Annotated in this window: 12 protein-coding genes; 10 read left to right on the top strand and 2 right to left on the bottom strand. The window is 67.0% G+C overall.

Annotated features, from left to right (window positions below; genetic code table 11):
- Positions 1-10: 10 nt before the first annotated feature.
- The gene (locus ACK5M9_RS02100) at positions 11-925 is read left to right on the top strand and encodes a metal-dependent hydrolase (RefSeq protein ID WP_416891552.1); all 915 of its coding nucleotides are present in this window, start codon (positions 11-13) and stop codon (positions 923-925) included.
- A 7-nt stretch (positions 926-932) separates the two neighbouring features.
- Positions 933-2,027 carry a PDR/VanB family oxidoreductase gene (locus tag ACK5M9_RS02095; RefSeq protein WP_416891551.1) on the top strand — a complete coding sequence of 365 codons (1,095 nt, stop codon included), beginning with the start codon at positions 933-935 and terminating at the stop codon, positions 2,025-2,027.
- On the opposite strand, the gene ACK5M9_RS02090 is transcribed toward ACK5M9_RS02095, so the two are convergent.
- Positions 2,024-2,566 (bottom strand): GNAT family N-acetyltransferase, encoded by a 543-nt coding sequence (locus tag ACK5M9_RS02090; protein ID WP_416891550.1) that lies wholly within the window; start codon positions 2,564-2,566, stop codon positions 2,024-2,026. The genes ACK5M9_RS02095 and ACK5M9_RS02090 overlap by 4 nt on opposite strands.
- Before the next feature lie 129 nt (positions 2,567-2,695).
- On the opposite strand from ACK5M9_RS02090, the gene dapB reads away from it, so the two are divergent.
- The 8 genes from dapB to ACK5M9_RS02050 all read left to right on the top strand — a co-directional run bounded on the left by dapB (position 2,696) and on the right by ACK5M9_RS02050 (position 11,245).
- Positions 2,696-3,433 carry a 4-hydroxy-tetrahydrodipicolinate reductase gene (dapB, locus tag ACK5M9_RS02085; RefSeq protein ID WP_416891578.1) on the top strand — a complete coding sequence of 246 codons (738 nt, stop codon included), beginning with the start codon at positions 2,696-2,698 and terminating at the stop codon, positions 3,431-3,433.
- 2 nt (positions 3,434-3,435) lie between these two features.
- A complete protein-coding gene (locus ACK5M9_RS02080; protein ID WP_416891549.1) occupies positions 3,436-3,912 on the top strand; it encodes a hypothetical protein in 477 nt (158 codons plus the stop codon).
- 39 nt (positions 3,913-3,951) lie between these two features.
- Entirely contained in the window at positions 3,952-4,881 is a 930-nt protein-coding gene (locus tag ACK5M9_RS02075) for a restriction endonuclease (protein ID WP_416891548.1), read from the top strand.
- A 9-nt stretch (positions 4,882-4,890) separates the two neighbouring features.
- Entirely contained in the window at positions 4,891-5,343 is a 453-nt protein-coding gene (locus ACK5M9_RS02070) for a flavodoxin family protein (protein WP_416891547.1), read from the top strand.
- Between the two features lie 181 nt (positions 5,344-5,524).
- Positions 5,525-6,679, top strand: a complete 1,155-nt coding sequence (locus ACK5M9_RS02065) for a PPE family protein (RefSeq protein ID WP_416891546.1) — start codon at positions 5,525-5,527, stop codon at positions 6,677-6,679.
- Positions 6,680-6,731: 52 nt separating this feature from the next.
- Positions 6,732-10,037 carry a carboxyl transferase domain-containing protein gene (locus tag ACK5M9_RS02060; RefSeq protein ID WP_416891545.1) on the top strand — a complete coding sequence of 1,102 codons (3,306 nt, stop codon included), beginning with the start codon at positions 6,732-6,734 and terminating at the stop codon, positions 10,035-10,037.
- Positions 10,038-10,088: 51 nt separating this feature from the next.
- Positions 10,089-10,853, top strand: a complete 765-nt coding sequence (locus ACK5M9_RS02055) for an SDR family oxidoreductase (protein ID WP_416891544.1) — start codon at positions 10,089-10,091, stop codon at positions 10,851-10,853.
- A gap of 101 nt (positions 10,854-10,954) precedes the next feature.
- Entirely contained in the window at positions 10,955-11,245 is a 291-nt protein-coding gene (locus ACK5M9_RS02050) for a helix-turn-helix domain-containing protein (protein WP_416891543.1), read from the top strand.
- Positions 11,246-11,358: 113 nt separating this feature from the next.
- On the opposite strand, the gene ACK5M9_RS02045 is transcribed toward ACK5M9_RS02050, so the two are convergent.
- The gene (locus tag ACK5M9_RS02045; protein ID WP_416891542.1) at positions 11,359-12,102 is read right to left on the bottom strand and encodes a dienelactone hydrolase family protein; all 744 of its coding nucleotides are present in this window, start codon (positions 12,100-12,102) and stop codon (positions 11,359-11,361) included.
- Between the last annotated feature and the right edge of the window lie 236 nt (positions 12,103-12,338).

Genomic DNA, 12,338 nt, shown 5'->3' with positions numbered 1-12,338 from the left:
GGGAGCCTTGATGAGCGCACTTGACGCACCGGGGTTCCCGCGCGCGGCGCAATCGAGCACAGCTGACCATGAGCCCGTCGTTCTCGAGGCGCGCAACGTGGAGTTCGACTGGGCGAACCTGCCGTTTCACTATGTGCCGGGTGAGCCCTTGCCGACCCACGTACTCAATGCGCTGCACATGCTGCTGCCGGCGGGCGAAGAGTACTTCGTCGCCGTCTTCAAAGAGGTGTTGCCGCTGATCAAGGACGATCAACTCCGACTGGACGTGCTGGGATTCATCGGTCAGGAGTCTATGCACTCCCGGGCGCACTACGGCGTCGTCGATCATTTCGCGGCGGCCGGCGTCGATCTCAAGCCCTACACCGCCCAGGTCAAGTGGATGTTCGACAAGCTGCTGGGGGCGGGGCCGCGGCGCGACCCGCGGCGCCGGCAGAAGTGGCTGCTCGATCAGGTCGCGTTCATTGCCGCGATCGAGCACCACACGGCGATCCTCGGAGAGTGGATCCTGGATTCGCCGGCCCTCGACGCAGCGGGTGCGAACCCGGTCATGCTGGACATGCTGCGTTGGCACGGTGCCGAAGAGGTCGAGCACAAGGCGGTGGCCTTCGACACCATGAAGCACCTGCGGGCCGGCTACTTCCGGCAGGCACGCGCGCAGCTGATTGTCGCGCCGGCGCTGCTGTTGCTGTGGATTCGCGGCATCCGGTTCATGTTCTCCAAGGACCCCTATCTGCCGCCGGGAACCAAAGCCCGCTGGCGGGACTACGTCAGCGCGGTACGCCGCGGCCTGGTGCCGAGCGTCCTGCGTTCGCTGTGGTCTGTCCTGTCCTACTACCGGCCCGGCTTCCACCCGTCGGAGTTGGGCGGGCTTGAACTGGCGGTCGACTACCTGGCCGTGTCCCCGGCTGCCCGAGTGGCTCACTGAGCTGGGCATGGCCGGTCCGGAAAGTAGCTGGGAGAGCCTGCCGGCCGACTTGTATGGTCGCCGCGGCCGCGGCCGCGGCCGCGACCGCTTCTTTACGGTGCTGTGGGCGCTGAACAGGATGTCCCGCGGGATGTCCGTGCTGTCGCGGTGGGAGCCGTCGTGGGTGCCGCAGGTGCGAAGAACCCACGACGCCACGGTGGTCGACCGCACGGTGGTGGCCCCCGATGTGGTTGCGCTGACGCTGGCCGACGCCGGCGGCGGGCCGTTGCCGGTGTGGACGCCGGGCGGGCACATCGACGTGCTGTTGCCCTCCGGTAGACGCCGGAAGTACTCGCTGTGCGGCCGCCCCGGGGTGCGCGACCACTATCGGATCGCGGTGCGCCGCATTGCCGACGGCGGCGGCGGTTCGATCGAGATGCACGAGGCCTATCACGTCGGCGCCACCCTCACTTTCGAAGGGCCCCGCAACGCGTTCCATCTGGGAACGCTGGAGCGCGAGGTGGTGTTCGTGATCGGCGGTATCGGAGTCACACCGATCCTGCCGATGATGCGGGTTGCGCAACAGCGCGGAATCGACTGGCGGGCAATATATGCCGGGCGCAGCAGGGAGTACATGCCTTTCCTGGACGAGGTGTCGGAGCTGGCGCGCGAACGCCTGACGGTGTGGGCCGACGACGAACGCGGCGGGGTTCCGTGCGTCGACGATCTGCTGGCCGGCGCCGGGCCGGCTACGGCCACCTATGTGTGCGGGCCGACCGCCATGCTCGAGGCGGTTCGCGCGGTGCGGGCGGAACACCCCGGTGCGCCCTTGCACTACGAGCGTTTCAGCCCGCCGCCGATCATCGACGGTGTTCCGTTCGAACTGGAACTCGCGCGCTCGGGCGACGTGGTCGATGTTCCGGCGAACCGCTCGGCGCTGGAGGTGATGCTCGACCGCGATCCGACGACCGCATACTCCTGCCGGCAGGGCTTTTGCGGTACCTGCAAGGTCACCGTGAGCGGTGGGCAGGTCGATCGTCGCGGCCGAACCGCAGAGGGCGATGACGAGATGCTGGTCTGCGTCTCGCGGTCCAAAGGCGGCCGGATCGTCATAGACGCTTAGCCGGCCGAACCGGTCGTGTCGTCGGGCCGCCGCCGGTGCAACCGGTAACCCACATGCGGCACATTCACACCGGGCAGCGGCCTCCACACGAACGTGCGATCGTCGACTTCGAAGCCCTTTGCCTCGTAGAAGTCGCGCGCCTTGCGGTTCTTTTCCGCACACCACAGGATCATGTCTCTGCCGGAGTAGGTTTCCAGTGCCGTGTCCAGCAGTCGGCCGCCGATCCCGGTTCGCTGGGTCTGTTCGGTGACATAGAGTGCATCGATCTGAATATGATTGGGATTCAACAGATCCGGCCCCAATAGCATCATCCCGAGCAGTCTCCCTCGGGCTTCGGCCATCCACATCGTCCAGCCGCCGCGTTTGAGGGTGGCTGGATAGGACGTCTGCACCCACACTTTGGGTGTGACGAGCATGTCCAGGACATGCGGTGCGACAATCCCGTCCCACGACTGCCGCCACACCGGGTAGTGCATCGCCGCGACGCGCGCGAAATCCTTCGGTTTGGCTTGGCGGATCCGGATTTCACTGGACTTCACGTGAAAACCTCCCCGGGGCGGGTGCGTGCGTCGATCATCCCAGCCTAGAGGTGGCGGTGGCGCCAGGGGCCGGTGCATTGGTTCGTGGTGCAGGAATCGACCCCGATCGCGGGCAGTAGGCTGCTGGGCATGCGGGTAGGTGTGCTGGGGGCAAAGGGCAAGGTCGGGACGGCAATGGTGCGTGCTGTCGAATCCGCCGATGACCTCACGCTGTCCGCCCAGGTCGACGCCGGTGACGCACTGAGCCTGCTCACCGACAGCGGTACCGAGGCCGTCATCGACTTCACCCACCCCGATGTGGTGATGGATAACCTGGAGTTCTTGATAACCAACGGAATTCACGCGGTCGTGGGTACCACCGGATTCACCGACGAGCGTATCCGGCAGGTCGAATCATGGCTTGGCGGCAATCCCGGCGCCGCCGTGCTGATTGCGCCGAACTTCGCCATAGGCGCCGTGCTGACCATGCATTTCGCCCAGCAGGCCGCGCGGTACTTCGAGTCGGTCGAGGTCATCGAACTGCATCATCCGCACAAGGCCGACGCCCCCTCGGGAACCGCGACCCGCACTGCCAAACTGATCGCCGAAGCCCGAAAAGGCCTGCCACCCAACCCGGATGCCACCAGTACTGCCCTTCCGGGGGCCCGCGGCGCCGACGTCGACGGCATCCCCGTACACGCTGTCCGGCTGGCAGGGCTGGTCGCGCACCAGGAGGTGCTGTTCGGCACCGAGGGGGAGACGCTGACCATCCGCCACGACAGTATGGACCGCACCTCGTTCGTCCCCGGTGTGCTGCTCGCGGTGCGCGGTATCGCCGGGCGGCCGGGGCTCACGGTGGGCCTGGAACCGCTGCTCGATTTGCGGTGACCATGGCCGGTGGTACGCGGACGCTGCGAATTCAGCTGGTCCTTGCCTTCCTGTGCGTGGCACTGCTGGTGTACTGCGCACTGCTCGGCCGCGCCGGGCTGGTGATGATCGCCTCCGGCCGGCCCGCCGCGATGGGCCTGGGTCTGGCGGTGCTGATCATGCCGATTCTCGGGGTGTGGGCCATGGTGGCCACCGTGCGTGCCGGGTTTGCCCACCAGAAGCTGGCCCGGCTGATCGCCGAGGACGGCATGGAACTCGACATCGGAGACCTGCCCCGACGGGCGTCCGGGCGAATTCAGCGGGACGCCGCCGACGCGATGTTCCACACCCTGCGCACCGAACTCGAAGCCGACCCCGACAACTGGCGGCGCTGGTACCGGCTCGCGCGGGCCTACGACCTCGCGGGGGATCGCCGCCGGGCGCGCGAAGCAATGAGGGCCGCCGTTGAGCTGCAGGGGCACGGTAGCGCTGACGATTAGGGTTCGATGTGTGGACTCGGTGAGCGAGAAGGGTGTGGCGTGACGATTCCCGATTATCAGACGCTCATGCGGCCGGTGCTTGTGTTTTTGTCTGACGGTCAGGTGCATCGGTCTCGCGACATCACCGAGGCGATGGCGGAAAAGTTCGGCCTCACCGCCGAGGAACGCGATGAGATGCTGCCGAGTGGGACGCAGAAGAGGATGGATAACCGTGTCGGATGGGCGCTGACCTATCTGACCCAGGCCGGGCTTGTCGACAGTGCGGGCCGAGGTCGCAAAGTCATCTCAGTAGAAGGGCGCGCGGCCCTGGCCGAGTATCCGGAACGGATCGATGTGAAGGTGCTGGAGAAGTATCCGGCCTATATCGAATTTCGTGACCGCAAGCGCGCCAAGATCGCACCTGAACAGGGCGGCGGCAGCGTCGCGACACCTGATGGCACCGACGATGACCATCAGACCCCCAATGACCTCGTAGAAAGTGCGGTCCTCGTCAACCGGGCGGCGGTGGAAGGCGAAGTGCTGTCGGCGGCTCTCAGGCTCTCGCCGACGGGCTTCGAGGAGTTGGTCGTTCGGCTGCTGGATCGGATGGGATACGGCAAGGCAGGTTCGGTGCGTCGCACCGCGCCTTCGGGCGACGGTGGTATCGACGGCATTATCAGCCAGGATCCACTCGGGTTGGACCGAGTTTACGTTCAGGCTAAACGCTATACCGACGCTCCGGTCGATCGGCCAAGGATTCATGAGTTCGCAGGGGCGCTGCTCGGTAGGCAAGGCGACCGGGGTGTGTTCATCACGACGTCGCGGTTCACTTCGGGGGCGCGGCAGGAAGCTGACCGGATCAACGCGCGGATTGAACTGATCGACGGTGCGAGACTCGCCGAGCTGCTGGTGCGGTACGGCGTCGGGGTGCAACCGGAGCAGTCGGTCACGCTCTACCGACTCGATGAAGATTTCTTCGATTCGATCTGAGCCTCGTCCATGCCCCGTCTGCTGATCATCCACCACACCCCGAGCCCGCACTGCCAGGAGATGTTCGAGGCCGTGCTGGCCGGGGCGACCGACCCCGACATCGAGGGGGTGGAGGTCATCCGGCGCCCGGCGCTCACGGTCTCGCCGGTCGAGATGCTGCAGGCCGACGGCTACCTGCTGGGCACCCCGGCGAACCTCGGGTACATCAGCGGTGCCCTCAAGCACGCCTTCGACCAGGCCTATTACCAGCTGTTGGACTCCACCCGGGGGCGCCCGTACGGGGTCTACCTGCACGGCAACGAGGGCACCGAAGGGGCGCAGCGAGCCCTCGGCGGCATCACCACCGGCCTCGGTTGGGTTCCGGTCGCCGAGACGGTCGTGGTGGCGGGAAAACCGAGCAAGGCCGATGTCGAGGCCTGCTGGAACCTGGGTGCGACGGTGGCCGCGACATTGATGACGTGATGAAACCCGGCCGAGCAGGCTTCAACCCCCGACCCGGACGCCGTGCGACAATGGGCGAGCGCCGTCGACCGAACGTCGTGTGATCGCGCGAAGTTTGACACTCGCGGGTCGCGTTGACGGGACGATTCCCCGGTGGATTGGCGCACGCCAGCGCACGCTCGACTGGAAACGGAACGCCTACGTGGATTTCGGAGCCATACCTCCTGAGGTCAACTCCCGGCTCATGTACACCGGTGCGGGCGTTGCGCCGATGCTCGCATCGGGGGCTGCGTGGAATGCGATAGCTGCCGAGTTGAGCACCTCCGCCAGCTCCTTCGAGTCGGTGGTCGTTCGGCTGACCAGCGAACACTGGCGGAGCCCAGCGGCATTGTCCATGGCCGCCGCGGTACAGCCCCTGGTGGTCTGGCTGGAGGAAACCGCCGAATCGGCGGCGCTGGCAGCGGGGCAGGCCTTGGCGTCGGCGGCGGCATACGAGAGCGCCTACGCGGCGACGGTGCCGCCCGCCGAGGTCGCCGCCAACAGAGCCCGGCTGGCCGCGTTGACTGCGACCAACATCTTCGGGCAGAACGTGTCCGCCATCGCCGCCCTGGAGGCACGCTACGGCGAAATGTGGGCTCAGGACGCTGCGGCCATGTACGGCTACGCGGCGTCGTCGGCGGCCGCCGCACGCTTGAACCCGCTTACCGCACCGATGTCGCCGGCCGAATCGAACGAGACCGCGGACCTTTCCGCGGTCGGCGCTGCGCAGCGGGCAACGCTGAGCAGCCTGGTCGGCAACGGCCCCGCCACCTTGATGGGCTTTGCCTCGCCGGCCGAAGCCGGGACGCCGACCGAAGGGATGAACACCTTTTTGGCGACGCTCGCCATGCTCGATCACGAAGAAATCCCGCTCTTCGAGGCGTTCCATCACAACGTCGGCACCTTGGCAGACTTCACCACGAACACTCCGGTATCGGGCGTCGGCAATGGTGATGATGACGACGCGGACGTTGACGACGATGAGTCCCATATCCATGCCGAACCCGAGCCGCGGGACTCTGGCGTCTTGGCTGGGGGCGGCGCCACGCCGTTGGCGGGGGCGTCGCTACCGGCAGTGGGCACGGCGAGTTCCGTCGGTGCCCTGTTGGTGCCGCCCAACTGGTCCGGCGCGGTGCCCGTTTCAGCGGAGCACACGGTTGTGGACGGCACCTATTGGGCGGTTCCCGAAGCGGAGGAACCGGATACTGCGATACCGCCAGCACCGGGAATGGTGGTATCGGCCGACGGTGGCAATGCTCCTGCAGGTCCGCGTTACGGGGTCAAGCCGACGGTGGTGCCCCCGCAGCGGTTCGGGTAATCGGCGGGGCCGTGTGACCCAAAGCGGGTATCCGGGCCGTACGCTGAGCGGTATGCGGCGACATCCGCGTGATCTCGGCCCAACCCTGTTGATCGCCAACCGTGGGGAGATCGCACTCCGAATCATAAGCACAGCAGCAGAACTGGGTCTCCGCACCGTCGCGGTCTATGCCGCCGACGACGCCGGCAGTGCACATGTGCGTGCAGCCGATGACGCAATCGCCCTGCCAGGCAACGGGGTAGCGGGGGTAGCGGGGGTAGCGGGGGTAGCGGGGGTAGCGGCCTACCTCGATCAAGCGGCGCTGCTGGCCGCGGCGAACACCTCGGGTGCGACGCTGGTTCATCCGGGTTACGGGTTCCTCAGTGAGAGCCCCCGATTCGCCCGGGCCTGCGCCGCCGCCGGACTCGCCTTCGTCGGACCCGACGCCGCGGTGCTGGAGTTGTTCGGCGACAAGTCCGCCGCCCGCGCTGAAGCGATCGCGGCGGGGGTGCCGGTGTTGCCCGCCACCGTCGGACCAAGCAGCCTTTCGGAAATCCGCGAGTTTTTCGCTTCCCAGGATGGTGCCGCGATCATGGTCAAGGCGCTGGCGGGCGGCGGCGGGCGGGGGATACGCCGGGTCGACACCGCCGACCAGATCGACGACGCGTTTCGCCAGTGCGCCGCGGAAGCCCAATTCGGATTTGGTGACTCGGCGGTATTCGCCGAGGCGCTCCTCGATGGCGCGCGGCACATCGAGGTGCAGATCGTCGCCGCACCGGACGGGCAGCGAACGCAGGCGCTTGCACTCGGAGATCGGGACTGCAGCGTTCAGCGCCGCTACCAGAAATTGGTTGAAATTGCGCCCACCCAGGGGCTTTCCGACGATCTCCGTCGCGACCTTCATCGGGCCGCGGCACTATTGTCCGCTCGCAGCGGGTTACGCGGGCTGGCAACCGTCGAATTCCTGGTTTCGGGGACGAAATTCGTGTTTCTGGAAGTGAACCCGCGCATTCAAGTCGAGCACACGGTGACCGAGGAAGTCTCGGGGTTGGATCTGGTTGCGCTGCAACTGTCCATCGCCCAGGGCGCGTCATACGGCGAACTGGGCCTGCCCGCGGGAATATCCTCCGACGGCGCCGAATTCGCCGGTGAACCGGCCGCACAACCAGGCATCGCGATTCAGGCCAGGGTCAATACCGAAGCCGTCGCGCCGGACGGGTCCGTTCATCCCGCTACCGGCACTGTGACGACATTCTCGCCGCCGACCGGCCCCGGGGTTCGCGTCGACACCCACGGGCGCCCCGGTCTCACCGTCGGCCCGGCATACGATTCACTGCTGGCCAAGGTCATCACCTACGTGCGGGGGACATCGTTTCCGGCTGCCGCGCGCAAGGCCGGCGTGGCCCTGGCCGAGTTCGGCATCGAGGGTGTCGACACCAACGTCGACTTTCTGCGGAAGCTGCTGGCGGAGCGCGAAATTCAATCCGGGGTTGTCTCGACGACCTTCGTCGATGGGAAGCTTCCCGAGCTGGTCGGTGCGACGTTGTCGTGCGAACACCGGACCGGGCGGCCGGTCTCCCTCGAACTCCGGCCGGGTGAGGAAGCTCTGTGCGCCCAACTTGCCGGCACAGTAGTCGCCGTAGTTTCCAAGGACACCGAGGTCGCTTCGGGTGGGGAACTGGTGGTACTCGAGGCGATGAAGATGCACCACGTTCTGGCTGCGCCGGGTGCGCTGCGGACGTGTCGAATCATGGTGGCGCCGGGTCACGTCGTCGGCACCGGAGACCCGCTGCTGGTGTTCACTCGCACAGCGATTGACGATGCCGACCAAACAAGCTCTCCGGCAGGCGATCCCGACCATATTCGCGACGACCTCGACGAGGTGCGACGGCGGCATCTGATCACCCTCGACGAGGGCCGGGAAGCCGCGGTAGCCAAGCGGCACCAGCGCGGCCGCCGTACCGCCCGGGAGAACATCGCCGACCTGGTGGATCCCGGGAGTTTCATCGAGTACGGAGCATTGGCCATAGCCGCACAACGCAGCAGGCGCACCGAAGAGGACCTGATCGCCAATACCCCCGCCGACGGGCTGGTGGCCGGGGTGGCCACGATCGGCGCTGATCGATGTGGCCGAGATGCCGCCGAGGCCGTGGTGGTGTCCTACGACTACACCGTGCTCGCCGGCACCCAGGGCATGCGCAACCACGCCAAAACCGATCGCATCTTCGACGTGGCCCGCCGCAGGCGACTGCCGGTGGTGCTGTTCGCCGAGGGGGGAGGGGGCCGGCCCGGCGACACCGACGTCGGCGGCCACGCCGGGCTGGATGTGCCCACCTTCCGGATGCTGGCCGGGCTGTCCGGGAAGGTCCCGCTGATCTCGGTGGTGTCCGGTCGCTGCTTCGCCGGGAACGCGGCACTGGCCGGAGTGTGCGACGTGATCATCGCCACGCCGGATGCCAACATCGGTATGGGTGGGCCGGCCATGATCGAAGGCGGCGGTCTGGGGGTATATCTCCCGGAGGCGATCGGGCCCATCGACGTGCAACGCCGCAACGGCGTCGTGAGCCTGGTGGCGCGCGACGAAGCGCACGCGGTATCGCTGGCCAAGCGGTACCTGTCGTATTTCCAAGGTGACATTGCCGATTGGGAGGCCCCGGACCCGCGTTCGGCCCGCCATGTGGTGCCGCAGAATCGGTTGCACGCCTACGACGTGCGCCGGGCCGTCGAGTCGATTGTCGACGTCGGCTCGGTGCTGGAATTGCGGCCGGACTACGGCGTGGGCATCGTCACCGCGCTCGTGCGGGTAGAAGGTAGGCCGTACGGACTGATCGCCAACAGCAGCGGTCATCTCGGCGGCGCGATCGATGGCGAGGCTGCCGACAAGACCGCCGATTTCCTGACGCTGTGCGAATCATTCCGGCTGCCGGTCATGTCGCTGTGCGACACCCCCGGATTCATGGTCGGCCCGGAGGCCGAAACGGAGGCGGCAGTGCGCCGGTTCGGCCGGATGTTCGTCGTCGGCGCTAACCTCACCGTGCCGATCGGCATGATCATCTTGCGCAAAGGCTACGGATTGGGCGCCATGGCGATGGCCGGCGGCTCCTTCCACGCCCCACAGTTCACCGTCGCCTGGCCGACCGGAGAAATCGGCGGAATGGGGCTGGAAGGTGCTGTGCGCCTGGGGTTCAGCAAGGAGCTTGCGGCGGTGAGCGACGAGCCCCAACGTCAGGCATTGCTCGACAAGCTGATAGCCGCGGCCTACGAGCGCGGCAAGGCGCTGCGGGCCGCGACCACCTTCGAGCTGGACGACGTCATCGACCCCGCACAGTCCCGGGACTGGATCGCCCGGCTTGCCAATCCGGACCGACTACGGTCGTAACTCATGGTCGACCGCAACCCCAGCCGATAAAGAATGGAAGGTGCACCCGCGATGACATTTGATCTGACCGGCAAAACCGCGATCGTCACCGGCGCCTCGCGCGGCATCGGGTTGGCCATAGCGCAACAACTCGGCGAAGCCGGGGCCAACGTGGTGCTGACCGCACGCAAGCAGGAGTCGGCCGACTCAGCGGCGGCCCAGGTAGCCGGCACCGCTCTGGGAGTCGGCGCCCACGCGGCCGACGAGGAGGCCGCGCGCCGCTGCGTCGACCTCGCCGTGGAGCGTTTCGGCGGCGTCGACATTCTGATAAACAATGCGGGCACCAACCCCTCCTATGGGCCGCTGATCGACCAGAGCCATGCGCAGTTCAACAAGATTTTCGACGTCAACCTGTGGGCTCCGCTGTTGTGGACGTCGCTGGTCGTCAAGTCGGGGATGGGTTCGGGCGGCGGGGCTATCGTCAACATCTCCTCCATCGGCGGCCTGCACCAATCGCCGTCGATGGGCATGTACAACGCCACCAAAGCCGCCTTGATTCATGTGACCAAGCAACTGGCACTGGAACTTTCACCGAACATCAGGGTAAACGCCATCTGCCCCGGCGTGGTGCGCACCAGGCTCGCCGAGACGTTGTGGAAGCACAACGAGGAACCGCTGGCGAAATCGATTGCGCTGGGAAGAATCGGCGAACCCGCTGACGTGGCGGGCGCGGTCGCGTTCCTGGTCTCCGATGAGGCAAGCTGGATCACCGGCGAGACGATGGTGGTCGACGGTGGGCTGCTACTCGGCTCCGCTGGTGGGTTCCGGTCGAAATAGCCGCTGGCGCAGGCTGCTTCGAGGCGCGAAGTCGCCATCGGCGCCGCGTGCTGTGGTTTGACTGCGTACCGGTGAGGGGCCGATTGTATACAATGAGATACATGCCTGCGCGGAGTCCCGCCACAACCGACTGGACCAATCGTGCACTGGCCGAGATCGGTGAGGAGCTTCGCGGGCGCCGCAAAGAACTCCGAATCAGCGCGGCAACCGCGGCCGAGGCAGCGGGAGTATCCCGAGTGACGTTGCATCGCATCGAATCCGGCACACCGTCGGTGACGGTCGGGGCCTACATGAATGCCGCTGCTGCCCTGGGGCTGCAGCTGGAACTTGGCCCGCGGCTGCCCCCAGCCGGCCGTCACGCGGCGCGTTATCGGAGGACCTCGTTTGTGTGACCGTTGGCTGCCAGTCGTTCGCGAGCGTAACGTGGCTGCGATTTGGGGCGCCGGATTTCGCCGTGGCGTTACGCTCGCGAGCAAACGGCCGTATTCGGCCGTCGGCAATCGCGTCAGCGGGACAAGGCCTCCCGGAACGTCTCGGTCATCGCCGCCCAATGCCGGGCGGCGGCGGCCGCGTCGTAGGGAAGGTTGTCCGGAACCGCGAACCCGTGGCCGGCGGAGTACCACTCGATGGTGTGCCGGACACCGGCGGCGGTGAGAGCCCGTTCGAGTTGGGCGCCATGGTCGGCGGTGAACCCCGGATCGTTCTCGGCGCCGCCCACGTACACGACTGCTTTCATGCGATCGGCCAGCAGGTGCGGGCTTTGGTCTTTGTCGGTCACCAGGCCTCCGCCGTGGAACGACGCCGCCGCGGCGACCTGTTCGGGCAGCCGCCCGGCCAGCAGCACCGAGATCCGCCCGCCCATGCAATAGCCGCACACACCGAACCGCTCCCCGGTCACTTCGGGGCGTGTCGCCAGGTAGCCGAACAGGGCTTCGGCGTCGCCGGTGATGCGGTCCGGTGTCAGGGAGCCCATCATGGAAAACAGTCGGGCCCGTTGTTTCGCGTCGCCGAACACGGTCGCCATGTCGAACGGCGCCCAGCCGCCCTGGCGGTAGTAGACGTCCGGTAGCAGCACGGCATAGCCGAATCCGGCCAGCTTGGCGGCCATTTCGTCGAAAGTGGCGCGGACCCCGCCGGCGTCGGGGAACATGACGACGCCCGGCCAAGGTCCCGGGGTGCCGTCCGGGGTGAACAACGCGACGTCGCAGGTTCCGTCGGGAGTTGCGACGGTGTCGGTGATTTTCGGCATGCCCTCCGTTGTACTCCCCGGGTTGGCCCACGGTGCCACGAGCCGACCCGCTGCGCCCGGCGCCCGGCGCCCAGCGCCCAGCGCCCAGCGCCCGGCGCCCGGCGCCCGGCTCCGCCGCGCTTGCGATCGCTGGGTTGGATTGGTTCCAGCGACCCGCTGCGCCCGGCTCCGCCGCGCTTGCGATCGCTGGGTTGGATTGGTTCCAGCGACCCGCTGCGCCCGGCTCCGCCGCGCTT

Source organism: Mycobacterium sp. (assembly GCF_047975165.1).
Lineage (GTDB): Bacteria > Actinomycetota > Actinomycetes > Mycobacteriales > Mycobacteriaceae > Mycobacterium.
Note: the sequence above shows the minus strand (reverse complement) of the source record. Positions and strands in the feature narration are given on the sequence as shown.

Bases quoted from the DNA above. Each gene is read 5' to 3' on its own strand.
- ACK5M9_RS02055 (WP_416891544.1), top strand. From the start codon at position 10,089: ATGACATTTGATCTGACCGGCAAAACCGCGATCGTCACCGGCGCCTCG.
- ACK5M9_RS02045 (WP_416891542.1), bottom strand. From the start codon at position 12,102: ATGCCGAAAATCACCGACACCGTCGCAACTCCCGACGGAACCTGCGAC.
- ACK5M9_RS02060 (WP_416891545.1), top strand. From the start codon at position 6,732: ATGCGGCGACATCCGCGTGATCTCGGCCCAACCCTGTTGATCGCCAAC.
- dapB (WP_416891578.1), top strand. From the start codon at position 2,696: ATGCGGGTAGGTGTGCTGGGGGCAAAGGGCAAGGTCGGGACGGCAATG.
- ACK5M9_RS02080 (WP_416891549.1), top strand. From the start codon at position 3,436: ATGGCCGGTGGTACGCGGACGCTGCGAATTCAGCTGGTCCTTGCCTTC.
- ACK5M9_RS02095 (WP_416891551.1), top strand. From the start codon at position 933: ATGGCCGGTCCGGAAAGTAGCTGGGAGAGCCTGCCGGCCGACTTGTAT.
- ACK5M9_RS02070 (WP_416891547.1), top strand. From the start codon at position 4,891: ATGCCCCGTCTGCTGATCATCCACCACACCCCGAGCCCGCACTGCCAG.
- ACK5M9_RS02100 (WP_416891552.1), top strand. From the start codon at position 11: ATGAGCGCACTTGACGCACCGGGGTTCCCGCGCGCGGCGCAATCGAGC.
- ACK5M9_RS02050 (WP_416891543.1), top strand. From the start codon at position 10,955: ATGCCTGCGCGGAGTCCCGCCACAACCGACTGGACCAATCGTGCACTG.